A 23,551-nucleotide genomic window follows, 5' to 3' on the forward strand; every position below is an offset into this window, starting at 1 on the left:
CGGTCGATACCGGTTGCGTACAGTATGTGCCGGGTGCAGACCGCGCTCCGTTTTTTGCCACGCCACGTCAGCCGACTGACCTGACCCGAACGCGTTTGCATCCGACCGAAGTACCGGGACGTATGAAGAAGCGACAAAAGCACAAACTCGCGGACACGGCCCAGCAGATCGTCGGCGGGTTCCTGCTGTCCGGCCCGTTCGTCGTGACCCAGGAGGTGTGGGCGCTCGCGCTGAACATGACCGTCTTCCACAACGTGTTCCTCGTCTGTATCGTCGCCGCCATCGGATACGGCGGGCTGTACGGCGCTGACAACGACCGTGACCCCAGACGCGAAGCCGCGGTCGCCGGCGTCCCGGTCCGGTTCATTTCTGTCCTCATCGTCGCGTTCGGCTCTGTCGGAACGCTCGCAATAGCAGTTACTGCTCCCGATCAGTTCATAGGTGGCCTCCCCCTGGCCGACCGGATGGTCGTCACGTTCCGCGCCATCAGTGTCGGGGCCGTGTTCAGCGTTGTCGGTGCGGTGACGACCGACAGCCTGTTCTAACGCGATACCGGGGTCGGCTCGTCTCCCGGGGAGACACTGTGCTGGGCGGACTGGCCGACTACCGCCAATTCCCACACCGCACCGCTCATTGTCCTCCGTCCCGACGCTGGCGTATGAAACACCTCCCGAAGCATCTCCGGCCCCGGTGGCGCTATCTCGCCGTCGGCATCGAGACGTGGCCGACGGCGTCGCTGGACCGCCGGGCGTTCCAGCGGGCGGTGTGGTACGCCGCGCAGAACCTGCTGGGCGACACCGGCAGCGCCGAGACGGATATGACCGTCCTCCAGTTCCACGACTACGACGGCACGGCCGAGGCTATCATCCGGACAAGACGCGGCCAGACAGACCCAGCACGGGCCGCGCTGACCTGTCTGGAGAGCGTCGACGGCGACGAGGTTCGGGTCCGAATCCGGGGGATTAGCGGCACCGTGCGTGCCTGTGAAGAAAAGTATATACGCGGGCCGCCGGAATCCACTGAACAGAGACACGTCGTGTTCGAGAACGCAGACCGGGGCGCTACTGTTCGGCCTCCGCGCTACGATGTCGAAGCGGCCTCCGGCGGTGCGTTCGTCGGCGCGACAGCACTCGATTTCCGATAACTATGCAGGGACAAAACCAACAGCAGGCCTACGACCGCGGGATCACTATCTTCTCGCCGGACGGACGCCTCTACCAGGTCGAGTACGCCCGCGAAGCAGTCAAACGCGGCACAGCAAGCATCGGCGTCAGAACGAGCGACGGCGTCGTTCTGGCCGTGGACAAGCGCATCCGGTCGCCGCTGATGGAGCGCTCCTCGGTCGAGAAGATCCACAAGGCCGACGACCACATCGGTATCGCCTCGGCCGGCCACGTCGCTGACGCCCGACAGCTCATCGACTTCGCCCGCCGACAGGCACAGGTGAACCAGCTGCGCTACGGCGAGCCGGTCGGCGTCGAGACCCTCACCAAGGAAATCACCGACTACATCCAGCAGTACACCCAGGTCGGCGGCGCGCGCCCCTTCGGCGTCGCGCTCATCATCGGCGGCATCGTCAACGGCGAGCCGCGCCTGTTCGAGACCGATCCCTCCGGGACGCCCTACGAGTGGAAGGCCCTCGCTGTCGGTGCCGACCGCGGCGACATCCGGGACTACCTCGAAGAGCACTACGACGAGGGGATGGACCTCGACGAGGGCGTCGACCTCGCGCTGGCCGCTCTCGCGTCGGTCAACGAGGACGGGCTCACGCCGGAAGGCATCGGCGTCGCCACGGTCGACGTCGAAACGGAGACGTTCGGCCAGCTGACCGACGAGGAGAAGGAGACCCATCTCGCGGAGGCCGACCTGCTTGATACCGGCGAAGACGAGGACGACGAAGACACCGAGGAAGAGTAACGCTTCCGACGTGCCTTCGCGGGCGACCGGACTTTTTCTGTCCGACCACGCAGTAAGGCCTTTAACTGGCCCACTGCTACCGACGGGTATGATATCGCTTGACGAGGCGGTGACGGCGCGCCTCGAATCCCACGGCCAACGGTTCGAGGTACTGGTGGATCCGGACGCGGCGCTAGCGATAAAACGTGATGACTTCGACGGCGACCTCGAGGACGTTATCGCGGCAGAGGACGTGTTCGAGGACGCCTCGCGGGGGGATCGACCGCCCGAGAACATGCTCGAAGAGGTGTTTGACACCACCGATCCGATGGCTATCATCCCCGAAGTCATCAAGCGGGGGGAGATTCAGATCACAGCCGACCAGCGCCGCGAGATGCAAGAAAAAAAGCATAAACAGCTCATCCAGCGGATCACGCGCAACGCGGTCAATCCCCAGATGGACGACGCGCCACATCCGCCGGAGCGAATCGAGTCAGCCCTCGAAGAGACGGACTTCAGGGTCGACCCGATGGAGCCCGTCGAGGCGCAGGTCGACGACGCCCTCGATGCGCTCCGGCCGGTCATCCCGATCCGGTTCGACGAGGTCACCGTCGCCGTACAGGTCCCCGCGGACTACGCCGGGAGCGCCCAGGCCCAGATCCGGCAGTTCGGCGACCTCGAACGCGAGGAGTGGCAGTCCGACGGCTCGTGGGTCGGCGTCATGACGTTCCCAGCCGGCCTACAGAACGACTTCTACGACGTGGTGAACGAACACACCAGCGGCGAGGCGGAAACCCAGATAATCAAAGACGAAGACGACATCAGTACGCGCGGCTGACGCCGCGGCGTCGCGTTACCCCTTCTTGAACCCGATCAGGAAGCCGGCCGTGAAACCAGCACTGACCGGCAGCGCCGAAAGCAGCGACATGACCCAAGACGGCGGTTGCGTCGCCGCCGCGTCCCCGGCAGTACCGGTCGCGTTCTGTGCTGCCCCGCCTATCGCGTTCCAGTTCACTTCGAGGATACCGCGCGTCTCAAGGAACTTGAACAGCGCCAACTCGATGCCGATGATGACGGCGATGAGCTTGGCGACCTTCTTCGCGGCGAACCCGATGATCCCGCCGATAAGGCCGCCGCCACCGAATTCGAGACCCATCTGCTGGAGGCCCAACCCATCTAGTTGTAGGACGAACTCACCCATACCGCGTACCTGACTGTCTGTTTTTAAATCCTTTGTGCTCCCTCGGAGCTTTCCTTTTTATACCCAGTTACAGTCCCGGGAACAGGGCGTCGTTGCTACCCAGGCGTCCCGAAGAATTCAGGGGATTGTTTTTTCACACGATGCTATTTCTTTACTCATATCCAAAGATTTGTATGCTACCGACGAATCTTACTTACTGTTAAGATGGCAGAAACACCGAATTCCGATATGAGCGGCGCTGCAGGCGGACGTTCGAAGCGACCGAAATCCAACCAGGACTGGTGGCCAAATAAGCTGAACCTGGAGATTCTCGACCAGAACGCCCGGGATGTCGGTCCGATGGAGGATGACTTTGATTACGCGGAGGAGTTCCAGAAGCTCGACCTCGAAGCGGTGAAGTCGGATCTCGAAGAGCTGATGACCTCATCGCAGGACTGGTGGCCGGCCGACTACGGCCACTACGGCCCGCTGTTCATCCGGATGGCCTGGCACAGCGCCGGGACGTACCGGACTGCCGACGGTCGCGGCGGCGCGGCTGGCGGTCGACAGCGGTTTGCACCTATCAATAGCTGGCCGGATAACGCGAACCTCGACAAGGCGCGACGGCTGCTCCTGCCGATCAAGCAGAAATACGGCCAAAAGATCTCCTGGGCCGACCTGATGATCCTCGCAGGGAACGTCGCTATCGAGTCGATGGGGTTCAAAACGTTCGGCTACGCCGGCGGCCGCGAGGACGCCTTCGAGGAGGATAAGGCTGTCAACTGGGGGCCGGAAGACGAGATGGAAACCCAGGAGCGCTTCGACGAGCCAGGCGAAATCGAAGAAGGGCTCGGTGCCTCCGTGATGGGCCTCATCTACGTGAACCCGGAAGGACCGGACGGCAACCCTGACCCGGAGGCGTCGGCGAAGAACATCCGGCAGACGTTCGACCGCATGGCGATGAACGACAAGGAGACGGCCGCACTCATCGCCGGCGGACACACGTTCGGGAAAGTCCACGGTGCTGACGATCCCGAGGAGAACCTCGGTCCCGAACCGGAAGCAGCCCCTATCGAGCAGCAGGGCCTCGGGTGGCAGAACAAGAACGGGAACAGCAAGGGCGGCGAGATGATCACGAGCGGTATCGAAGGCCCGTGGACCCAGTCGCCGACCGAGTGGGACATGGGATACATCAACAACCTGCTCGACTACGAGTGGGAGCCGGAGAAGGGCCCCGGCGGCGCGTGGCAGTGGGCACCCAAGAGCGAGGAGCTGAAAAACAGCGTCCCGGACGCCCACGACCCGGACGAGAAGCAGACGCCGATGATGCTCACGACGGATATCGCCCTGAAGCGAGATCCGGATTACCGGGAGATCATGGAAACCTTCCAGGAGAACCCGATGGAGTTCGGGATGAACTTCGCGAAGGCCTGGTACAAGCTGACCCACCGTGACATGGGGCCGCCGGAGCGGTTCCTCGGTCCGGAAGTCCCTGACGAGGAGATGATCTGGCAGGACCCGCTCCCGGACGCCGACTACGACCTCATCGGTGACGAGGAAATCGCCGAGCTCAAGGCCGAAATCCTCGACTCGGACCTCTCTGTCTCCCAGCTCGTCAAGACCGCGTGGGCATCGGCATCGACCTACCGCGACAGCGACAAGCGCGGCGGCGCCAACGGCGCACGCCTCCGGCTCGAACCCCAGAAGAACTGGGAGGTCAACGAGCCCGAGCAGCTAGAGACGGTTCTGGGGACGCTCGAAAACATCCAGGCGGAGTTCAACGACTCGCGCTCTGACGGGACGCAGGTCTCGCTTGCCGACCTGATTGTCCTGGGCGGCAATGCGGCCGTCGAACAGGCGGCAGCGGACGCCGGCTACGACGTCGAGATTCCGTTCGAACCCGGGCGAGTGGATGCGGGGCCGGAGCACACCGATGCCGCCTCCTTCGAAGCGCTCAAGCCGAAGGTCGACGGGGTCCGAAACTACATTCAGGACGACATCACGCGACCGGCTGAGGAAGTGCTGGTCGACAACGCGGACCTCCTGAACCTGACGGCGTCGGAACTGACGGCCCTGATCGGCGGGATGCGCTCGATCGGTGCGAACTACGGGGACACCGACCTCGGCGTCTTCACCGACGAGCCGGGGACGCTGACCAACGACTTCTTCGTGAACCTGCTCGACATGGGCACGGAGTGGGAGCCGGCTTCGGACTCCGAACACGTTTACAAGGGTCTCGACCGCGACACCGGAGAGGTCAAGTGGGAAGCCACACGCATCGACCTCGTCTTCGGCTCGAACGACCGGCTACGGGCAATCTCTGAAGTCTACGGCTCGGCCGACGCAGAGGAGAAGCTCGTGCATGACTTCGTGGACACGTGGAGCAAGGTCATGAAGCTCGACCGCTTCGACCTCGAATAGGCCGGACTGAACGCTACCGCCTCGGTGGCTGTATTTCAGCCTTCGAGCGGGTATCGAAATCGTCGGTTTCGCCGACCGGCTGCAGTCACTCAACAGTAGCTGCCATTTTACGACCCCCGTTGACTCCCTGGACGAATGCGAGGTCCTCCCGGGGGGTTAAATAATCGGACACCGTAGTTTTCTAACGAGTGACGGCGACACACACCATGGAACGGGCGGTCATCGCGAAGCGTGTCGACAGTGGCACCGCCGACACGGAGGAAATCCGGGACCTCGCTCGGGCGGCCGGCTACGAGGTCGTCGACGAGATCACACAGACCAGAACGGAGGACCCGGCGTACCACCTCGGCGAGGGGAAGGTAACGCGACTGAGCAACGCGGTCGCTCGCGAAGGGGCCGCCGTCGTGATCTTCGACAACCAGCTCGGCCCGTACCAGACGTACAACATCGGGAACGAACTCCCGGAGCGAGTGCGCGTCATCGACCGCTTCCGGCTCATCCTCGAAATCTTCGGCCAGCGGGCCCAGACGCGGAAAGCCCAGCTCCAGGTCGAGCTTGCCGAACTTCGCTACGAACTCCCGCGTGCCGAGGCCAAGGCGAGCCTGGCCAAACGCGACGAACGGCCGGGATTCATGGGCCTTGGCGAGTACGACGAGTCCCGCGAAGAGGACATCAAAAAGCAGATCTCCAACATCCGTGACGAACTGGAATCCATCGAGGAGACCGAGCGCCACCGGCGGGAGCAGCGCCGGGAGTCCGGCTTCGACCTCGTCGCCCTCGCCGGCTACACTAACGCCGGGAAATCGACGCTCCTGCGCCGCCTCGCCGACGATCTCGACGTCGACGAGAACGACGATTTGCACCCCGACCTGGACACGACGGCCGAGAGCAAGGACCGTCTGTTCACAACGCTTGGCACGACCACGCGACGCGCGGAGGTCGGCAAGCGCGAGGTGCTGGTCACCGACACCGTCGGGTTCATTCAGGACCTCCCGCACTGGCTCGTCGAATCGTTCAAATCGACGCTCGGGTCGGTGTACCACGCCGACCTCGTCTTGCTTGTCGTCGACATCTCCGAGTCCGTCGAGGAAATCCGGGAGAAACTGGTGACGAGCCACGACACGCTGTACGAGCGCAACGAGGCCCCCATCGTCACGGTGCTCAACAAGACCGACATGGTCGATGACGAAGAGGTCCGTCGCAAGAAAGACGCGCTCTCGTCGCTGGCGCCGAACCCCGTCGCGGTCAGCGCCAAACAGGGACTCAACATCGACGACCTGACGGAGCGCATCGACCACGAACTGCCGGACTACGAGCGCGAGCGGCTCGTGCTCCCGATGACTGACGACACGATGAGTCTCGTCTCGTGGATTCACGACCACGCCAGCGTGGAGACGGTCGATTACGGCGATCAGGTGGTCATCGAGTTCGAGGCGCGGCCGGCCATCATCGAGCAGTCCCGTGCGAAAGCGGGGGACCTGGTCGGTGCGTCGGCCTGACCTTGCCTATTCTCGCTGCCACAGGACGCTCGGTATCTCCTCTAGCAGGTCCGTTGCGACCAGTCCGTAGCCGCGGTCGTCGACGACACGATCACCGACGCTGCCGACAGTGTAGGCGGCGATAGCGGCCGCATCGAGTGGGTCCTGAACGCAGGCGAGCGCCCCCGTCACGCCCGCGAGCACGTCGCCGGTTCCGCCGACCGTCATCCCCGGATTGCCCGTCCGGCCGACGCGAGTCCGCTCGCCGTCGGAGACGATGTCGTACGGGCCTTTGACCAGCAGCGTCTGGCCGATCTCCGATGCAAAGGACTCGACGAGGTCCGCTCGCTCTCGCCAGTCCTCGGACGTCTCGCCACCCATGCCGAGAAGTTCGCCCTGGTGGGGCGTGCAGACGAGGTCCGCGTCCGTTTCGATGTCCGGAACCACGGAAAGGGCGTCGGCGTCGACGACGGCCGTCCCCTCGAATCCTGACAGCAGGTCCCCGACCGCTTCCAGCGTCGCGTCGGCGTTCCCGAGCCCTGGCCCGACGATCAGCGTGTCGTGCTCTGCCGCCAGTTCGGCGAGGCGGTCGACGTGTGGTGGCGCGAGGTGATCACCGTCGAACGGTCGCAGTATGAGGTTCTCGCTGTAGGACTGGATTTCGCGCGCGACGACGGCCGGGCAGGCGACTCGGACGAGGTCGGCCCCGCCTCTGAGGGCAGCCTGGGCCGTGAGCGCCGGCGCACCGGTGTACGGGCCGCCACCGACGACCAGTACTTCGCCGTTATCACCCTTGTGGCTCGCAGGGTCCCGTTCGAGGCGGGTGAGGTCGCCCCGCTCGATGAACAACTCCGCAGCGTCGGGGATGCCGATGTCGGCGACGGTGACCGGGACGTCGAGGTCCGGCAGGCCGGGCTTGGTGTCGTGAAACGTGACCACGTGGTCGGCGTCGACGGCGTTCTCGGCCAGCCGCCCCGTTTCGGCGTCGAGGCCCGACGGGACGTCCACAGAGAGGACGGTCGCGTCGCTCTCGTTCATCGCCGTGGCGGCCGTTGCCTCCGGTTCCCGGAGGGCACCGGCGATCCCCGTTCCTAGCATCGCGTCGACGACGACGTCAGGGCTCCCAAGGTCGAAGGCCGAGGAATCTTTGACTGGTTCCGTCGGATACTCAGCGTGCTGGAGCGCATCCCAGTTCTCCCTGGCAATCGTCGTCGAGATGGCGTCCGGGCGGCCCAACAAAAGGACGCGGAGGTCGTACTCGTCGAGAAAGCGGGCGGTGACGAGCGCGTCTCCGCCGTTGTTCCCTCGACCAGCGACGATGGTGACTTGGTCGCCGGGGTCAGCGAGGGTACGGACCGCCCGTGCGACGGCGTGCCCGGACGACTCCATCAGCTGTTTGCGCGGGACGCCGAGCGCCGCGGCGTTCTCATCGATGACACCCATTTCGGAGCCGGTGAGCATACCCGCGGGTTCGCCCGCCAGTGAAGTAACTCTACGGGACGGCGGCTTACCAGCGGACCTCGAAACCGTTGATACCCTCCGGCTCCTCGAACTCGACTTCGACGTCGGTTACGTTCGCGCGTTCGCTCCCCTCGTGGCAGAACTCGACCATCGCTTCTACGTCGTCCTCGGGGCCCTCGAACACCGCTTCGACGCGTCCGTCGTCGAGGTTACGGACCCACCCGTCGACCCCCTGGTCCTGTGCGCGCTCCCGCGTGGTCGCTCTGTAATAGACGCCCTGAACACGACCGGAGACGAACACGTGTGCTCGCGTGCGAGCCATGTCCGAGGGTTTGCCGGCGGACCCCGTTATACTGTCGCCTCCCGCTACGCGTATCACTCCTCGTTACTGCCCGTTCGGAGGTAATGGAACAGATACGTCTGCGTGTAGCCGGCGTACTCGCCACCGAGTGCGGCCCGGATGGCCCGCGACGTGTCGGCGTAGTTCCCCCGCTCACACTCCGGGTAATACTCCTCGATGGTCGTCCGGATCCAGGTGTCCAGAGGGACTGCTTCGAGGTAGTCAAGCGAGAACAGCAACACGCAGTCCGCGACCTTGTCGCCGACGCCGACGAAGCGGGTGAGCGACTCCCTGGCGTCCTCGTAGTGGAGGCCAACGGCTTCCTCCGGGTCGGCATCGCCGGTCGCGACCATCTCCGCAGTGCGCTGGACGTACGGCGCACGATAGCCCAACCCGAGGTCCCGGAGCCGCGCTTCGGTCGTTTCGGCCAGTGCGTCGGGCGTCGGATAGGCGTTGTACGTCCGGCCGTCGAATTCGACTTTTTCGCCGAACGCGTCACGGAGCGCCTGCTGCATGCCGTGAATCCGCGCGACGCGCATCTGAGCCGAACAAATGAACGAAACGAGCGCGCCAAAGGGTGGGTCCTGAACCAGTCGCATCCCCCAGAACCTATCGTAGGCTGACTGGACCACGTCATCGTCTGGTGCTGTCTCCCGAATCGCGGAGAGATCGTCTTCAAGCCGGAGGAGCCGTTTGAGGTCCGCCTCGGCGTCGATTGTCGACTCCCATTCGAGGACACCGTCCCGCTGGCGGACGCGAATAACTGCTGGCGAGCCGTCTCGACGGACTGTGGTCCAGTACCACGCGTCGCTGCCAGTCGCTCCGTCACGCTGGTACATTTCGCCGTCGTCCCGGTTCCAGAGGTAGGACTGACCGCTCTCGACAGTTGCCTGCAAGTCGATCCCGCCGGCCAGCGACCCGACATCGATAACGCCCTGTTCCATTGTCTGTGTGGTACGGGCCTGGAGGTAATGACGTTACGAGTTCCGTTCACACCGCCTTGACACACATCTCGGCGGACTAGTAACTACAGTCTGTCTCACCTGTCACTGTTTTTCGTCGTCGTGATGTTTTGCGCCGCTCGCCGGAGTCACCCTCAATGGAGTTTTCCGTCCCGCTACACCCCGATATACGAGGTATGACATGAACGCTGTTCCAGGGCTAACCTTCATTATATTGGAAAACGAACATGCTAGTATGAATTGCCGAGTTGTTGTCGAGGCCGCAGTCCCAGTGTACGACGTGGCGTCTGCGGACGAGGCAGTTCGCATCGCCATCTCGAAGACGGGGGAGATGCTGAATCCCGACCTCAACTACGTCGAGATTAACATGGGGGATCGGCACTGCCCACACTGCGGTGAGACACTGGAACCCGCTTTTCTCGCGGCCGATGAGAGTCTCGTCGCACTCGAACTGGAGATGACCGTCTTCAACGTCGAACGGGACGAACACGCCGCCCGAATCGCCCGCAAGGAGATCGGACAACGGCTTGAGAACATCCCGCTTGACGTGCTCGAAATCGAGGAGATCCCGGAAGAATCCGACGAGACGACGGAAGACGAGTCCTCGACCACCGAGTCGACGGCCGAGGCCGACGACCAGTCGTCGGGCCAGTCCGAGGACGAATCGGACGACGTATTACCCGAGTTCGAGGAATTAATCGACGAGTAAGCCCGGTCGTCGAGCAGTCGGGGCGTATCTGTTTCACTCTTCGACGTATGGCGCTTCTGATACGAATTTGGCAGTCGTTATATAACCACTAATGGCACTGCTCGTCGGGAGCACTGCGTAGAAACTACGGAGAACTGTTAGTCCGCGGCGGCAGAAACAGGCTCTTTGGATTCGTCGGCCATCTCGGATGCAATACCGTCAGCAATCGCAAAGACAGCGGCCTTGTGGTCTGTTTTCGACTTGTGAATCGATGTCGGCTTGACGCCCAGTTCCGCGTATTCGTCGTGGTCCACTTCCGTCCCGGATTCGGCTTCGTAGTGGTTCTGTACCTGTGCAAGCAGGCCGTGAAGGTGGATGAGCTCCTGCTTTTTCATAGTCAACCCAAGGTAACAACTCGAAGGTTATAGTACTACTCTGATGAAGGTTAACACACGACCCTGCTAATACTACGTGATAGTTTATGACTGTTTCCCGCAACAAAGTATACTGTGTATATCTTACACTAAATTCTACGTTTCCGTGAAGGCGCTGCCATAGGCTAACTGGGCCTCAGCGACGATGCTTAGTCGGCTCAGGAGGCACCCTGCCGATACGACCCGGTCGTTGCGGTCGGCGGCTGGCACCCAGGATTATGGGTCGCCTCTGTCTACCATCGGTATGGACCAAGCGCCTCTCCCGTCGGGAACTGAAATCGGCCGGGTAGCCCTGACTGTTGCTGACCCGCTACCGGTCGTCGATTTCTACCGTGATGTTGTGGGATTGCACGTCCTGGACTCAGACGACGACCGGACGATACTCGGTGTGGGTGGACAGGAACTACTGATCCTGAACCATCGGCCAGACGCACCAGCGAGAGATTCTGCCGGGGCCGGGCTGTACCACGTCGCGTTTCGCGTTCCATCCCGAGCGGCGCTGGGTGACGCACTCCAGCGTATCGACTCGGAGTGGACACTCACCGGCGCATCGGATCACGGCGTCAGCGAGGCGCTGTATCTGTCGGACCCGGCCGGTAACGGTGTCGAAATCTATCGGGACTTCCCGCGGGCGTCGTGGGAGGAGACACCGTCGGGTCACGTCGAAATGGTCACGGAGCCCCTCGATACGCAGGCAGTCGCGGCTGCTGCCGCCGGCGAACAGTCGATGCCCGCCGGGTCCGACATTGGACACGTGCATCTGGAGGTCTCGTCGGTGGAGACGGCCCGGTCGTTCTACGCCGATGCACTCGGACTGCGAGTCAGGGCCACGTACGACGGGGCAGTGTTTCTGGCGGCCGGCGACTACCACCACCACATCGGGGCTAACGTCTGGCAGGGGCGGTCCAGGCCCCACCACGGACAGGGACTGGCGTGGTTCGAGATTCGACTGCCTGACGAAGCGACTCTCGATACGACACGCAAGCGCCTCCGTCGGTCCGACTACGCTGTCTCCGAAACTGACACTGGTTTCACAGTGCGTGACGGCGACGATATCGAACTCCGCTTGCGAACCTGAGCACGGACATTTCGATCTACTGATCGATGTGCCAAGTCAAGTATCTTCGCGCGCTATCTGGGGTATGCACACGACACGGTGGCTGGCTTCGGCAACCGGACGAGCGGGAAAAGAAACCGACTGCGCGGACTTGGCAGAACGCAGCCGACAACCGGGAGGAGAGCGGTGAGCGACCCCCATCAGGACCAGCAGCTCGTGACCGCGGGAACCACGCTCTCGGAGGCGAGCGCGGCGGCGGTGCTGGTTCACGGCCGGGGTGCGACTGCCCGGAGCATCGTCCAGATGGGGGCAGAGTTCCAGCAGGACGGGCTGGCGTTGCTCGCCCCACAGGCCGCGCGGAACACCTGGTACCCCAACTCCTTCCTCTCGCCGGTCGAGCAGAACGAACCCGGACGGACATCGGGGCTGCAGGCTATCGAGGACGCCATCACGGAAGCCGAGAATGCCGGGATTCCGACCGACCACGTGCTCGTCCTGGGCTTCTCCCAGGGGGCCTGTCTCGCGAGCGAGTTCGTCGCCCGCAACCCACAGCGCTACGGCGGCCTCGTGGCCCTCAGTGGCGGCCTCATCGGCGAGACCATCGATGAAAGCGAGTACGAGGGCGACACTGAGGAGACGCCGGTGTTCCTGGGCTGTAGCGACGTCGACCCGCACATCCCCGAGGAGCGCGTTCATGTCACCGCCTCGGTCTTCGAGCAACTGAACGGGGATGTGGAGGAACGCATCTACGAGGGGATGGGTCACGGCGTGAACGAAGACGAACTGGAGTACGTCTCGTCGTTGGTCGCTGATCTCGTCAGCTAAGTGGCCCGACCGCTGGCTCGCTCAACGAGATTGGTTCACTGAGTGGCCAAACAGGGAGTTACCGCCCCCTCACCGCGAGACTTAGTGGTTGGGAAACACACACATGATATGGAAATCTCCCGCCGACAGCTTCTCGCTACGGTTGGAGTCGGTGTGACACTCGGCGGTGCGGGCTGCGTAGGAGACGACGGTTCGACGACCGGCGGCGGCTCGGCATCCGGGACCGGTACTGGAACCGGCACGGCATCGACTGCAACCGACCGAAACGAGGGGCCAGAACCACCCACAGCTGACAGCCGACTATATCTGGACTACGACATCGGAACGCTCGAAGAGAACGTCGTCAGCGGCGGCGTTCCCAAAGACGGCATTCCGGCCATCGACGACCCGACGTTTGCCGACAGGGCCCCAGACCTACTGGCTCCGGACGACCCGGTGTTCGGCGTGACCCGTGACGGGGAAGCGAAAGCGTACCCGCAGTACATTCTCGTCCACCACGAAATCGTCAACGACACCATCGCTGCCGACCCCGTCGCGGTCACATACTGTCCGCTGACGGGCACCGCACAGGGGTTCGAGCGCGGCGCGGTGGAGTTCGGCGTCTCCGGTCGGCTGGTGAACTCGAACCTGACGATGTACGACCGGGGTACCGACAGCTGGTGGCCACAGATGCTCGCGACGGCAATTAAAGGCCCACTAACTGGCGAGTCGTTGCGGGAGTTCCGGGTCACCTGGACGACGTGGAAGCGCTGGTCTAGCGCCTATCCGGAGACAACCGTCCTGACCGAAGACACCGGCTTCTCGCGGCGCTACGGCGTCGATCCGTACGGCCAGTACAACGAGAAACGCGGCTATTATTCGAGTACTCGAACGCTGTTCGAGCCGCTGCAGGGTGACAGCCGCGCTCATCCGAAGGCCATCGTCATCGGAACCCGGACGGAAACGGGGGCGCTCGCTTTCGATAAAGAAACACTGCTGCGTCAGCGTGTGCTGACCGGTCACATCGACGACACGCCGTACGTCGCCGTCGCCGACACCGACCTCGCAACGGGCTACGTATACGCGAACCCGGAGTCAGCGACGGTCGAGGTGTCAGACGACGGCTACACGCTTGACGGGACCACACACGATGCCGATTCCCTTCCGCTGGACCGTTCGCTGGCCTTCGACGCGATGTGGTTCGCCTGGGCTGGATTCTATCCGAGGAGTTCGTATGTCGACTGACAGTTCGACGGGCGAGGCCGGCTTGGCTGCCAGAATCGAAGGCCTGCTCGGGAACACGGCTGTCGCAGTTCGTGGTGCACTCACCCGCCCCGACGGACGGATGACCCTGGGTCTGACGGGACTAGCGTACTTCCTGTTGTATCTCGTCGGGCTCAGACATCTGGGGCTCGGCCGGTCGGGGTTTTCGGTGTCAGTTGTCAGTGACCCGCTCACCCGCGCGCTCCGGCAGGTGGGGCCGTTTCAGTGGGAACCAATTGCGTTAGTGGTCGTCGGTCCCGTTGAACTGCTCGTCGCGCCGCTGAACATGCTTCTCGGGGCCATCCTGGCATCGTTGGTCGGACTCAACCTCGCCGTCTCCGTCGTCGCGTGGCGCGGTCCGTCGGCCTGTCGCCTCGGCCCGGGCGCAGGGACTGTCGCGGGCCTGCCGGGACTGCTCTCCGGGTTCGCCTGTTGTGGCCCCACTATCCTGCTCGTGGTCGGGGTCCAGGCGAGTGCTGGCATCCTCTCGCTGTTCCAGTGGCTGCTTCCCATCACTCTCGTGGCGCTGCTCGGAACGCTCCTCTGGGTTGGTAGTCGGGTCGAGGCAGCGTGAACGGTGAAGTAAATAGCGCCTACTGCTGGGAGCGGGGCGGTAGCAGCAAGCTACCGGGCGAGGTGGTAGCTGACACTTTTTTCCCTCGATCTGAGGGAAACATATAACTACTCCGTACGACCCAACTACCAGTATGACCGCTACTGTCGTGAGCGAGGTCAACCGACCCTACGTGCCGACGGGCGGGGCGAAACTGACCGCTGAGATCGAAGTCGAGCCCGGACGGTTGGAGGAACCACCCACGCGACAGATCGCCCTCTGTATCGACGCCAGTGGGTCGATGGCCGGCGACGATATCGAGCAGGCACGCGCGGGTGCGGAGTGGGTATTCGGGTTGCTCGATGAGGACGACTACATATCGATCATCGCTTTCGACAGCGAGGTCACGACGGTGCTGGAGCCGACGCGATGGGAGAGTATTTCGCGCGAGACGGCAGTAGACGCGGTCGCTGATATCTCCGCTGGCGGGGGCACTGACATGTACAGCGGCCTGCTGGAAGCGAAGGCATCGCTGCAGGATTTACCGAGCGACGACAGCACGGCCAGGCGGGTCCTCCTCCTCTCTGATGGAAAGGACAATGCCCACGACCCGGAAGCGTTCGGAGCGCTGGCCCGCGAAATCGACAGTGAGGGTATCCGAATCAAGGCGGCCGGCATCGGGAGCGACTACCGCGAGGAAACTATCCGGACCCTCGGCACTGTCGCTCGCGGCGAGTGGACCCATCTGGACGCCGCCGGTGACATCGAGTCGTTCTTCGGTGATGCAGTCGAGGAGGCCGGCACAGTCGTCGCCCCAGACGCCAGACTGGAACTCGACGTGGCCGACGGCGTCGAAGTGAGCGAGGTGTATCGCTCGCTCCCACAGACCCAGTCCGTTGACCTCGACTGGGAGGACAACGCGGCCGTCGTACCGCTGCCCGATCTACTTGATCGGGAGACTCAGCGGGTCGTGCTAAAGATACACGCCCCGGCCAATGACCCGCAGGACGCTGTGTCCCTGGCGGATGTCACGCTGCACGCCGGCGGCGAGACGACGCGGGAATCAATCACCGTCGACTACACCGACGACGAGGGGAAACTGGCCGAGCACAACGAACAGGTCGACGTGGATCACCGACAGACGGTTATCAAGACGGAACTCGGCAAGGGCAACGTCGCCGAAGCCCAGACCCAACTGGAGCGGATGACGCGCATCCACGGCGAGGACACCGAAGCCGTCCAGACAGCTGAGCGGGAAACGCGTATCGTGATGGAAGGCGGACGCAAAGAGCAGAACAAGGCGACGAAGATCGTCACCGACGAGGGCATCCAAAAGTGACCCCGCGAACCCGCCGTGTCGGCAGTGCCGCAATAGGCCGGAGAGACGGGTAATTCATGACCTGGGAACCCGAGAGCGGTGATGTCATCGCCGGCCGATACAAACTCGAGGAGTTCCTCGGCAAGGGCGGGTTCGCAAAGGCGTTCCGCGCCAGAGACACCGAGACGGGCGAGGCGGTCGCTGTCAAGTACCCCAACTACACCGAATCACAGAACGACCCCGATATCATCGAGGAGTACTTCAAAAAGGAAGTCGGCTCGCTCGAGCGCATCCGCCGAGCCGGCGGCCACGAGAACGTGATGGACTACTACGACCAGGTCACGGAGCGTGACGTTCCGTTTCTGGTCGTCCAACTGATCGTCGACGGGATCGAACTCGACGAGGTCATCGACCAGCACGGCCCGATCGACGACAGCGAGCAGGTCCGACAGATCGGCATCGACCTCTGTGACGCGATGGGGTTTCTCCACGAGAACGAGATCGTCTACCGGGACCTGAAACCGGAGAACGTGATGCTCACGCCCGACATCACGCCCACGCTCATCGATTTCAATACGGCGACGGGGTTCGATGCCACCGAGGATCCGACCTCCGGCAACACCGGGACGACGATTCTGGGGCCGTTCAAGCCGCGTGAAGTCGCCGAGGCCAGCCGAACCGACGTTCGGCAGGGGCCGTGGTCGGATGTCTATTCCATCGGGAAGATACTCCTGTTCCTGCTCAAGGGGAGCGTCCCGAAGAAAGACGGTGTGAACCCGCAGGCGTTCGGGGCCGACTGCGACGATTATCTGGCTGAAATCGTTGAACGAGCCACACAGTCACATTACCGCGACCGATACCGGAACGCGACGGTCCTCAAGGAGGTCCTCGAACAGCGCGATCCCACGCCGCCCGCAACGGCGTCGGTGACGTACATCCAGGCGGAGAGGCAGTTCACCATCGAGCCCGGTGACACCATCGGGCGACAGGGCGCGAGCGGTCCCCCAGCGTCGATAACGATTGAAGACCCACAGGGGGAGTACATCTCCTCGGTCCAGGTTCAGTTCGACATCGAGGACGGCGACTGGTCCCTCCACGACCGGAGTCTCAACGGGACGTTCGTCCAGAAAGGGGCCGGCTGGCAGCGGGTCCTCTCCGCGCCCGGGCGTGACCGACTGCGTTCCGAGGGCGAGGACCCGACCGACCGACACGGCAACGTCCCACCCGAGGCGGTCACACTCACCGACGGCGACCTGGTGTCGCTGGTCCATCCGACCTACGGGGTCACGTTCGAGTTCCATCCGGAGGAGTCATGAGATACAGCACGAACTACGACATCGGCGACAGGAAGCGAGGACAGGGAATCAACGAGGACAGCGTCTCACTGACGGTGTTCGAGGAGGGCCATCGGGACGGGTACCGCGGGCAAGACAGACCGCAGTCTCTGAACTCAGACAGAGCGGACGATGACGAAGCAGGGGACGGGACAGCCGATACTGGGGCTGTTGACGCCGATAAATCGGAGTCGTCCGACACTGACGGCGACAGCCGACCAATGAACCGTTCGGCCGGCGTGTTCGTGGTGGCCGACGGTGCCGGCGGACACGACGCCGGAGACATTGCGTCGTACATTACGACGACTATCGTGGCTGAACACCTCGCCCCCGTGGCGATTCGAACGGCCCGGAGTTATCCCGGCGGGTTCGACGTCGATGTCGCCCGCGACGTCCTCCCGGACCCGCCCGGCGAACAGGAACTCGAAGCCGCCGTTGCCGAGGCGATTACGGCGGCCCATCGAGAAATCATCCGGTACGCCGACGAGACCGGGACCCAGTCCTACACGACGGTCGTCGCGGGAATCTACGCCGATGGGAAGCTTCACTACGGCTGGGTCGGTGATAGCCGAGCCTACGTCGTCAACAGTGCCCGTGAGACGATTTCGCCGCTGACAAGGGACCACGCTGTCGTTCAGGAGTGGGTCGACAGCGACGAAATCGACCCCGTCGAGGCCCACGTCCACCCCAACGGAAACGAAATCACGCGCGCTCTGGGCGGATCCGGCTACGAGGACCCCGGCGAGGCGACTGTTCAGGTGGACACACGGACAGTCAGACTGTACGCGGAAGACACGGTACTGGCGACCAGTGACGGACTCATCGATGCACAGACCGACGCGCCGGGCCTGCACGAGAAGTACGTCGACTCGGACCGGGCCGACGCGGTGGCCGACCGAATCCGTGAAGCGGTCGTCACCGACGACGAAATCCGAGACGTGGTCCTCGATGCCTCGTCTCTCGACGCGGCGAGTAAGGAGTTCGTGGCGCTGGCGAACGACCGCGGCGGGAAGGACAATATCTCCGTGCTCCTGTTCGCCGACAGCGCGCTCCCGGAGACGCCGGAAAGCGGTGGAATGCCGGTTCGAGATATCGATCCGGACCTCGATATTTCCGAACGTGATACAGTTATTATGACAGACGAGTAGCGGGAAAGTTTCGTGGGACAAGTATTTTATTTCTCGACTCTATAGACTCTAACGAAACCCATGCCTGAATCCGACCACACGGTAAAATGCCCCATATGCGACGAGGATTTCGATCCGACAGTTGCCGGTGGGTGGTGCACAAACCCGGACTGTGGTGAGTGGCAACACACTGACGAAACCGCCGCCGATTTCGACACCGACGACGGGGTGCCGGACGATGCCGACCTGATAGCGGAAGGGACGGACGAGGCTTCGGACACTGGGGCAGCCGAAGCCGGAGACGAAGCTGCGGAGACGGCTACGGGACACGAAGATGAAACCGACAGCGAAGACAAAAGCCAGACCGAGCCGGAAGCTGGGGGGCCCGACGAGTCCGACGACGAACCGGACCAGTCCGGCGGCGACTCCGACGAGCACGTCGAAGCGCCCGACGAAACCCCGGACGCAGATGACGAGCCGGCGACGATTACCTGCCCGGACTGCGATCGGGAACTCGACGCCGACGCGAATTTCTGCGTCGACTGCGGCGCCGATGTACAGGACATCACGCCGGGTGACGACGGATCGCTCGATTTCTGCCCGTCCTGTGACACCGCCATCGACGACGATGCCAGTTTCTGCGTCAACTGCGGGGAGAACCTAGACGCCCACCGCGGCGAAACCGACGCGCCGACTGCTGACTCGGCATCCGACTCGTCGACCGGCGACGAGACAGGGGCTGAATCGGCGGCCGCGGGCAACGCCGTCGACACGCTCGCATCACAGTCCACGGACGACGCGACGGTCCCGGACAAACTCGTTCTCTCGGTCGAGGGTCGCGACATCACCGTCGAAGACGGGGACCGCATCGGCCGGGAAATCCGGGCTGCGCTACTGGATGCCGGACGGCCGGAAGACGAAGCAGTTCGGATCCACCGCGAACACGTCCGGTTCGACCGCCAGCCGGAAGGGTACTACCTGGTCGACCTCGGGGACAACCCGACCCTGCTGAACGAGACGCCGCTGAAGAAAGGCGACCGGGAACAGATCCACCCGGGCGATGAACTCGAACTGTCGGGCGTCGCCACGATGACAATCCGGGCGGTGTGACCACCCACAGTTAAGCGGTCGGTCGGGAAACATCAGGGCGATGGAGCGTGGTCGACTTGGGTTGGAACTCCGCGAGTCCGCCGCACTACTGCGAGCCGAAACCTGGCTGTTCGTCGGCGTGGGCCTGGCATGGGTCACGTACGGCGGCTGGGTGCTCGCAACGGGACTGCTGATGGAGACGCTGGGGCTCGAAGGCACTGTTCTCGCGATAATCGAAGGGGTCGCTGTCTCGATGCGGACTGCCCTCGCTGCCGGTGTCTGGCTCGTCGGTCCGTCGCTTGCGACCGTCGTGCTCCTCAACCGACGGCTTCGGAACAGCTACGGCAACCTCGTCGACGCGTATCGATTGGACCATCCGAGCCTGTTGCTCGCTATCCCTGGCAGTGTGCTCCTCGGCTGCCTGCTGCTCACTGTCACGCTCGGGCAGCGGCGTCCGCTCACAGTGGTTGCACTGTTCGGGACGGTGCATCTCGTCGTCCGGACCGTCGCCTACGGACACCGCGTGTACACGCTCTCGGTCCCGCCCCTCCTGTCGGTACTGGTGTTCGTGAGCGCTGCCTCCCTCGGTACTGGGTGGCTGATCCAGCCAGTCAACGCACCCGGCGGGTCGTCGACACTGTCCCCGTGGCTGGCACAGGCCGGCGTCGGCCCCGTGGCCGAGACGGCGCTGCAACTGACGGGTGTACAGCCATCGCAAGCCACACCTCTGTTTATCGCCGTCCCCGGCGTGCTGGCGAGCGCGTACCTCCTGTTCCAACTGCTCGCTGGAACCGTCGTCAGAATCCGTGCGCCGCTTTCGAACCCCCAGCGCCGTCCGGACCAGCGGTTCCCCATCATGCCACCGGTCGGCGGTCCGCAAAACGGCGACGAGACTCCAGTTCCTGACCAGAACGTGGGTGTTGAACCGGATTCCCCGGAACAGGCTGGGGATGGGACCAACACCGCGGACGATGGCAGCGCAGAGGAGTCACCGGGCCACACCGGGACGCGAGTGTTCTCGCCCGACGAAGCGCCACGGGCGAAACCACCTGCCCACGAATCGGCGCAAGATAACGTGTGGTCCTCAGATGAGGACGCCGGACCGGGGGCGGCAGCCAAGGACAGCGGTACGGAAACGGAACCGGAGACTGCCGGGACGGGGGATACGAATGGGACCGACGAAGCGTGGATGGACGACACGTCCGTCTTCACGCCGGGCGGACGCGATGCCGGACAGTCGTACTGCGGCGAGTGCGGCGAGTCGCTCCCGCCCGACGCCGACACCTGCCCGTCCTGTGGCGACCCCGTCGGCCGCTAGCGGTTCGACACGGGGATGTCACCGAGCGCAACGGTGTACTGTGTCGATTGTACTGATTCCCCGGCCGGATACCGGAACACCGTTACAGAGACGGTATCCGGTCGTTCGCCGGGGGGAAGCAGCCACGACTGAGTCACGTCGTCAGTTTGCTCCACTGATAGCCGTCCAGTGCTCGCGGCCCCCTCAATCGTCTCGCCGCTCCGGGTTGTGACGCTGTCGAGACGAACTGCCGCGGTGTCGGACCCGGTGTTCGTCACGTTCACCGTGAGCGTGAACCGCCACCCCTCGTCCGCGGTGACGACAGACGCCGCCTCGATGCGAGCTGAGACTGCCGAGGATTCGAGGATCGGGTCGCCCACCCCGGCACCGGCCGACTCCGCCGTCGGCGTTTCAGTGACCGCCTCGCCTCCGGTGTCTCCTGTCAGGTGATGACCCAGCATACTCCCGAACGTAACGACTTCAATGAGGATCGGCAAGCCGATTCCGACGATGATGAGCAGTCGTAGCAGCGTTTTCTTCTCCGGACCGTCGACGTCTTCGAACATAATGAGAGAGTAGTGAAGTGGTGTTAGACCGGGATCGGCGGACTACCGGGTGCGAACAGTCCGTCAGCGACCATACTGGCGAGTGGCGGACCGTAGGCGATGACGATGAGCAGGAGGGCGATAGCCGTCCAGAGCTTGTAGTTGTCCAGGATGCGCGGACTGTGGTCCGGACCGGACAGTGGTTCCGGGATGTTGCTGTTGACCGACAGCGTCCCGCCGCGTCGTGCGAGCAGCGTGTCGGCCATGACGATGAGGAACATCGCCGCGCCGACGAACAGCAGGAAGCCGCCGATGGCGATCTGGAGTCGCATTTCGCCGACCGTTCCGGCGACGCCCTCGAACGCGAACTCGTCGTACGTCGGTTCGGCAGTCCGTCGTGGGATACCGGCGAGCCCGGCGCGGTGCATGGCGTTCGACATCACGGCCATGCCCACGAACCAGACGTAGGGCTGGAACACGGCCAAGCCCCGCTGTCGAAGCTTCTTCCCGGTGATCTGTGGGACCAGCCAGTAGCTGATCGCCATCGCCGTCAGCGCGAACGCAGTCCCGACGGTGAGATGGAAGTGGCCGGGCACCCAGATGGTGTTGTGGATGAGGTAGTTGATGTTCATCCCGGCGTTGATCATACCGGAGAACCCTCCTGCGGCGAACATCAGGCCGGCGAGCATACAGCCGGCGAAGGCCGGTTTGTCCCACGGCAGATCTCGAAGCCAGGAGAGGTAGCCCTTTGCACCCCGCTGGCGAGCGCCGTGTTCGACCGATGCGACCACGGTGAACGCGGTCAGCAGCGAGGGCAACAGCAAGAACATCGTGTTCGTCATCGCGATGAACTTGTAGCCCGAGGGGATGCCGGGGTCGGTGTACTGGTGGTGGAAGCCGACCGGGGTCGAGAGCAGCAGGAAGGCGACGAACACGACGCGGGCCAGCGGGTCACTGAACAGTCGCCCGCCGGCCAGCTTCGGCAGGATCGTGTACCAGACGAGGTACGCCGGCATGAGCCAGAAGTACACGACAGGGTGGCCGAAGTACCAGAACAGCGTCCGCGTCAGCAGCGGGTCGACGTTCTGGATGAGCCCGAGCGACCACGGAATGAGGAAGGCAACGACCTCGACGGCGACGCCGATGGTGGAGATGTACCACATCAGCATCGTCGTCAGGACCATGAACGTCTGCAGCGGAATCCGCTCACCCGGGTTCTCAGAGCGCCACTCCCACAGGGATTTGAAGTACGCGAGGCCGGCGATCCACGAGCCGACGATGATGAGCGCGGCGCCGATGTAGAACGCCGGATGGGCCTTCATCGGGGCGTAGAAGGTGAACAGCACGTCCGCTTCGAGGTCGTGACCCAGAATCGACGGCGAACCGACGATACCACCGATGATGGACACGGCCGCAAGCACTGTTCCCGTGAGCATCAGCCAGAACGCCGACCAGGCGATTCGCTGTGGGAGCTCGCGTTCGAGGCTGTTTGTGACGGCCCACGCGAACAGTCCCGCGATGAAGAACGTTGTAAATACGAGCGCCAGCAGGACGCCATGGCCCGTCAGAATGGTGTAGTAGTCAGCCGAACTGACGAAGCCCCGGAACACGCCGGTGCGATGGAGCGCCTGGATGACGCCGAACAGCGCACCGATTCCGAGCGCGATGAACGAGACGAGGAACTCGCTACGGACGAGCTTCGACGTTTTCGGATAGGAGTCGACGAACACCATTACTGATCCGCCTCCTCCTGAGCCTGTGCGTCATCTGCGGACTGGTCGATGTTCTCTTGCTGCATATCGTACTCCTCCGGCGGGACGACTTCGACGGAGCCACCCATCGTGTGATGGGCCGCCCCGCAGTATTCATGACAGATGAGCCCGTAGGTGCCGGGCTCGTTGAACCGGGCCGAGACTTCCGAGACCTGCCCGGGAATGACCATCGTGTTGATGTTGGTCTCGACCACGGAGAACCCGTGAACCACGTCGGCACTGGTTACTCTGAACGTGACGTTCTCACCCGCGGGCACGCGGATCGGTGTGTCTCCGGTTCCGGGAGAGAACTGGAACTGCCGGGCGACGACGTACACGACGTACTGCCCGTCCTCTTTGACGACACCGGGGTCGTCGAACTGGGTTCCAGTGTTACCGTTCTGTACCGCCTCTGCGCTGATCTGTCCGCCCGAATCGCCGACCATCCCGACGCCAACGCCGACCGATCCGTAGGCGATGGTCGCGATGAAACCGACGATGAGCAGTATCGCTGCGCCGAGCCAGACCTTTTCGAATCTATGAACCTGCATGC

Annotated in this window: 24 protein-coding genes; 16 read left to right on the plus strand and 8 right to left on the minus strand. The window is 63.4% G+C overall.

The genetic code is table 11. From position 1 onward, the window contains the following. Positions 1 to 122 precede the first annotated feature (122 nt). The 4 genes from ACOZ4H_RS08950 to ACOZ4H_RS08965 all read left to right on the plus strand — a co-directional run bounded on the left by ACOZ4H_RS08950 (position 123) and on the right by ACOZ4H_RS08965 (position 2,734). Positions 123 to 545 carry a DUF2391 domain-containing protein gene (locus tag ACOZ4H_RS08950; RefSeq protein WP_424328946.1) on the plus strand — a complete coding sequence of 141 codons (423 nt, stop codon included), beginning with the start codon at positions 123 to 125 and terminating at the stop codon, positions 543 to 545. 113 nt (positions 546 to 658) lie between these two features. Further along, positions 659 to 1,144, plus strand: coding sequence for an Rpp14/Pop5 family protein (locus ACOZ4H_RS08955; RefSeq protein ID WP_424328947.1), 486 nt, complete (start codon positions 659 to 661; stop codon positions 1,142 to 1,144). Between the two features lie 2 nt (positions 1,145 to 1,146). Beyond that, a complete protein-coding gene (gene psmA, locus ACOZ4H_RS08960; protein ID WP_424328948.1) occupies positions 1,147 to 1,917 on the plus strand; it encodes an archaeal proteasome endopeptidase complex subunit alpha in 771 nt (256 codons plus the stop codon). Positions 1,918 to 2,005: 88 nt separating this feature from the next. Next, the gene (locus ACOZ4H_RS08965; RefSeq protein WP_424328949.1) at positions 2,006 to 2,734 is read left to right on the plus strand and encodes a ribosome assembly factor SBDS; all 729 of its coding nucleotides are present in this window, start codon (positions 2,006 to 2,008) and stop codon (positions 2,732 to 2,734) included. 15 nt (positions 2,735 to 2,749) lie between these two features. On the opposite strand, the gene ACOZ4H_RS08970 is transcribed toward ACOZ4H_RS08965, so the two are convergent. Further along, entirely contained in the window at positions 2,750 to 3,097 is a 348-nt protein-coding gene (locus ACOZ4H_RS08970; protein WP_424328950.1) for an FUN14 domain-containing protein, read from the minus strand. Between the two features lie 204 nt (positions 3,098 to 3,301). Here ACOZ4H_RS08970 and katG point away from each other — a divergent pair, with 204 nt between their 5' ends. Both katG and hflX read left to right on the plus strand, forming a co-directional pair. Continuing rightward, complete coding sequence (gene katG, locus ACOZ4H_RS08975) at positions 3,302 to 5,497, plus strand: catalase/peroxidase HPI (protein ID WP_424328951.1); 2,196 nt, start codon at positions 3,302 to 3,304, stop codon at positions 5,495 to 5,497. Positions 5,498 to 5,685: 188 nt separating this feature from the next. Continuing rightward, positions 5,686 to 6,996 (plus strand): GTPase HflX, encoded by a 1,311-nt coding sequence (gene hflX / locus ACOZ4H_RS08980; protein ID WP_424328952.1) that lies wholly within the window; start codon positions 5,686 to 5,688, stop codon positions 6,994 to 6,996. Between the two features lie 6 nt (positions 6,997 to 7,002). Here hflX and ACOZ4H_RS08985 read toward each other — a convergent pair whose 3' ends face one another. Genes ACOZ4H_RS08985 through ACOZ4H_RS08995 form a run of 3 tightly spaced genes read right to left on the minus strand, consistent with a single transcriptional unit; the run spans position 7,003 to position 9,720 of the window. Beyond that, positions 7,003 to 8,436, minus strand: coding sequence for an NAD(P)H-hydrate dehydratase (locus ACOZ4H_RS08985; protein ID WP_424328953.1), 1,434 nt, complete (start codon positions 8,434 to 8,436; stop codon positions 7,003 to 7,005). Between the two features lie 46 nt (positions 8,437 to 8,482). Continuing rightward, positions 8,483 to 8,758: an acylphosphatase gene (locus ACOZ4H_RS08990; RefSeq protein WP_165353752.1), complete on the minus strand. Its 276-nt coding sequence runs from the start codon at positions 8,756 to 8,758 to the stop codon at positions 8,483 to 8,485. Positions 8,759 to 8,811: 53 nt separating this feature from the next. Beyond that, positions 8,812 to 9,720 carry a DNA-3-methyladenine glycosylase family protein gene (locus ACOZ4H_RS08995; protein WP_424328954.1) on the minus strand — a complete coding sequence of 303 codons (909 nt, stop codon included), beginning with the start codon at positions 9,718 to 9,720 and terminating at the stop codon, positions 8,812 to 8,814. Between the two features lie 253 nt (positions 9,721 to 9,973). Here ACOZ4H_RS08995 and ACOZ4H_RS09000 point away from each other — a divergent pair, with 253 nt between their 5' ends. After that, a complete protein-coding gene (locus ACOZ4H_RS09000; protein ID WP_424328955.1) occupies positions 9,974 to 10,447 on the plus strand; it encodes a DUF555 domain-containing protein in 474 nt (157 codons plus the stop codon). 137 nt (positions 10,448 to 10,584) lie between these two features. Here the strand turns inward: ACOZ4H_RS09000 and ACOZ4H_RS09005 are convergent, their stop codons facing one another. Continuing rightward, positions 10,585 to 10,821 (minus strand): UPF0058 family protein, encoded by a 237-nt coding sequence (locus ACOZ4H_RS09005; RefSeq protein WP_424328956.1) that lies wholly within the window; start codon positions 10,819 to 10,821, stop codon positions 10,585 to 10,587. Between the two features lie 283 nt (positions 10,822 to 11,104). Here ACOZ4H_RS09005 and ACOZ4H_RS09010 point away from each other — a divergent pair, with 283 nt between their 5' ends. The 9 genes from ACOZ4H_RS09010 (at position 11,105) to ACOZ4H_RS09050 (ending at position 20,723) form a co-directional block, all read left to right on the plus strand. Continuing rightward, the gene (locus tag ACOZ4H_RS09010) at positions 11,105 to 11,938 is read left to right on the plus strand and encodes a VOC family protein (protein WP_424328957.1); all 834 of its coding nucleotides are present in this window, start codon (positions 11,105 to 11,107) and stop codon (positions 11,936 to 11,938) included. A gap of 165 nt (positions 11,939 to 12,103) precedes the next feature. Further along, positions 12,104 to 12,742, plus strand: coding sequence for an alpha/beta hydrolase (locus ACOZ4H_RS09015; protein ID WP_424328958.1), 639 nt, complete (start codon positions 12,104 to 12,106; stop codon positions 12,740 to 12,742). 108 nt (positions 12,743 to 12,850) lie between these two features. After that, positions 12,851 to 13,966 (plus strand): DUF3179 domain-containing protein, encoded by a 1,116-nt coding sequence (locus ACOZ4H_RS09020; protein WP_424328959.1) that lies wholly within the window; start codon positions 12,851 to 12,853, stop codon positions 13,964 to 13,966. Beyond that, positions 13,956 to 14,558 carry a hypothetical protein gene (locus ACOZ4H_RS09025; RefSeq protein ID WP_424328960.1) on the plus strand — a complete coding sequence of 201 codons (603 nt, stop codon included), beginning with the start codon at positions 13,956 to 13,958 and terminating at the stop codon, positions 14,556 to 14,558. The genes ACOZ4H_RS09020 and ACOZ4H_RS09025 overlap by 11 nt, the downstream gene beginning before the upstream one ends. Before the next feature lie 133 nt (positions 14,559 to 14,691). Next, on the plus strand, positions 14,692 to 15,876 hold the full coding sequence (locus ACOZ4H_RS09030; protein WP_424328961.1) for a vWA domain-containing protein: 1,185 nt from the start codon (positions 14,692 to 14,694) through the stop codon (positions 15,874 to 15,876). 56 nt (positions 15,877 to 15,932) lie between these two features. Continuing rightward, complete coding sequence (locus ACOZ4H_RS09035; RefSeq protein ID WP_424328962.1) at positions 15,933 to 17,171, plus strand: serine/threonine protein kinase; 1,239 nt, start codon at positions 15,933 to 15,935, stop codon at positions 17,169 to 17,171. Next, the gene (locus ACOZ4H_RS09040; protein ID WP_424328963.1) at positions 17,168 to 18,337 is read left to right on the plus strand and encodes a PP2C family protein-serine/threonine phosphatase; all 1,170 of its coding nucleotides are present in this window, start codon (positions 17,168 to 17,170) and stop codon (positions 18,335 to 18,337) included. Before ACOZ4H_RS09035 ends, ACOZ4H_RS09040 begins: the two co-directional genes overlap by 4 nt. Positions 18,338 to 18,397: 60 nt before the next feature. Beyond that, positions 18,398 to 19,426, plus strand: coding sequence for a double zinc ribbon domain-containing protein (locus ACOZ4H_RS09045; protein ID WP_424328964.1), 1,029 nt, complete (start codon positions 18,398 to 18,400; stop codon positions 19,424 to 19,426). Between the two features lie 40 nt (positions 19,427 to 19,466). Continuing rightward, positions 19,467 to 20,723 (plus strand): zinc ribbon domain-containing protein, encoded by a 1,257-nt coding sequence (locus tag ACOZ4H_RS09050; protein WP_424328965.1) that lies wholly within the window; start codon positions 19,467 to 19,469, stop codon positions 20,721 to 20,723. On the opposite strand, the gene ACOZ4H_RS09055 is transcribed toward ACOZ4H_RS09050, so the two are convergent. Genes ACOZ4H_RS09055 through ACOZ4H_RS09065 form a run of 3 tightly spaced genes read right to left on the minus strand, consistent with a single transcriptional unit; the run spans position 20,720 to position 23,549 of the window. Beyond that, positions 20,720 to 21,268, minus strand: a complete 549-nt coding sequence (locus ACOZ4H_RS09055) for a hypothetical protein (protein ID WP_424328966.1) — start codon at positions 21,266 to 21,268, stop codon at positions 20,720 to 20,722. The two genes, ACOZ4H_RS09050 and ACOZ4H_RS09055, sit on opposite strands and share 4 nt — an antisense overlap. A gap of 23 nt (positions 21,269 to 21,291) precedes the next feature. Then, positions 21,292 to 22,980: a b(o/a)3-type cytochrome-c oxidase subunit 1 gene (locus ACOZ4H_RS09060; RefSeq protein ID WP_424328967.1), complete on the minus strand. Its 1,689-nt coding sequence runs from the start codon at positions 22,978 to 22,980 to the stop codon at positions 21,292 to 21,294. Beyond that, complete coding sequence (locus tag ACOZ4H_RS09065) at positions 22,980 to 23,549, minus strand: cytochrome c oxidase subunit II (RefSeq protein ID WP_424328968.1); 570 nt, start codon at positions 23,547 to 23,549, stop codon at positions 22,980 to 22,982. Before ACOZ4H_RS09065 ends, ACOZ4H_RS09060 begins: the two co-directional genes overlap by 1 nt. Positions 23,550 to 23,551 lie beyond the last annotated feature (2 nt).

This window comes from Haloarcula amylolytica, assembly GCF_049705545.1.
GTDB lineage: Archaea > Halobacteriota > Halobacteria > Halobacteriales > Haloarculaceae > Haloarcula > Haloarcula amylolytica_B.

Coding starts and splice junctions, on each gene's coding strand:
- ACOZ4H_RS08950 (WP_424328946.1), top strand. CDS start 123: ATGAAGAAGCGACAAAAGCACAAACTCGCGGACACGGCCCAGCAGATC.
- ACOZ4H_RS08955 (WP_424328947.1), top strand. CDS start 659: ATGAAACACCTCCCGAAGCATCTCCGGCCCCGGTGGCGCTATCTCGCC.
- psmA (WP_424328948.1), top strand. CDS start 1,147: ATGCAGGGACAAAACCAACAGCAGGCCTACGACCGCGGGATCACTATC.
- ACOZ4H_RS08965 (WP_424328949.1), top strand. CDS start 2,006: ATGATATCGCTTGACGAGGCGGTGACGGCGCGCCTCGAATCCCACGGC.
- ACOZ4H_RS08970 (WP_424328950.1), bottom strand. CDS start 3,097: ATGGGTGAGTTCGTCCTACAACTAGATGGGTTGGGCCTCCAGCAGATG.
- katG (WP_424328951.1), top strand. CDS start 3,302: ATGGCAGAAACACCGAATTCCGATATGAGCGGCGCTGCAGGCGGACGT.
- ACOZ4H_RS08985 (WP_424328953.1), bottom strand. CDS start 8,436: ATGCTCACCGGCTCCGAAATGGGTGTCATCGATGAGAACGCCGCGGCG.
- ACOZ4H_RS08990 (WP_165353752.1), bottom strand. CDS start 8,758: ATGGCTCGCACGCGAGCACACGTGTTCGTCTCCGGTCGTGTTCAGGGC.
- ACOZ4H_RS08995 (WP_424328954.1), bottom strand. CDS start 9,720: ATGGAACAGGGCGTTATCGATGTCGGGTCGCTGGCCGGCGGGATCGAC.
- ACOZ4H_RS09000 (WP_424328955.1), top strand. CDS start 9,974: ATGAATTGCCGAGTTGTTGTCGAGGCCGCAGTCCCAGTGTACGACGTG.
- ACOZ4H_RS09005 (WP_424328956.1), bottom strand. CDS start 10,821: ATGAAAAAGCAGGAGCTCATCCACCTTCACGGCCTGCTTGCACAGGTA.
- ACOZ4H_RS09010 (WP_424328957.1), top strand. CDS start 11,105: ATGGACCAAGCGCCTCTCCCGTCGGGAACTGAAATCGGCCGGGTAGCC.
- ACOZ4H_RS09020 (WP_424328959.1), top strand. CDS start 12,851: ATGGAAATCTCCCGCCGACAGCTTCTCGCTACGGTTGGAGTCGGTGTG.
- ACOZ4H_RS09025 (WP_424328960.1), top strand. CDS start 13,956: ATGTCGACTGACAGTTCGACGGGCGAGGCCGGCTTGGCTGCCAGAATC.
- ACOZ4H_RS09030 (WP_424328961.1), top strand. CDS start 14,692: ATGACCGCTACTGTCGTGAGCGAGGTCAACCGACCCTACGTGCCGACG.
- ACOZ4H_RS09035 (WP_424328962.1), top strand. CDS start 15,933: ATGACCTGGGAACCCGAGAGCGGTGATGTCATCGCCGGCCGATACAAA.
- ACOZ4H_RS09040 (WP_424328963.1), top strand. CDS start 17,168: ATGAGATACAGCACGAACTACGACATCGGCGACAGGAAGCGAGGACAG.
- ACOZ4H_RS09045 (WP_424328964.1), top strand. CDS start 18,398: ATGCCTGAATCCGACCACACGGTAAAATGCCCCATATGCGACGAGGAT.
- ACOZ4H_RS09050 (WP_424328965.1), top strand. CDS start 19,467: ATGGAGCGTGGTCGACTTGGGTTGGAACTCCGCGAGTCCGCCGCACTA.
- ACOZ4H_RS09055 (WP_424328966.1), bottom strand. CDS start 21,268: ATGTTCGAAGACGTCGACGGTCCGGAGAAGAAAACGCTGCTACGACTG.
- ACOZ4H_RS09060 (WP_424328967.1), bottom strand. CDS start 22,980: ATGGTGTTCGTCGACTCCTATCCGAAAACGTCGAAGCTCGTCCGTAGC.
- ACOZ4H_RS09065 (WP_424328968.1), bottom strand. CDS start 23,549: ATGCAGGTTCATAGATTCGAAAAGGTCTGGCTCGGCGCAGCGATACTG.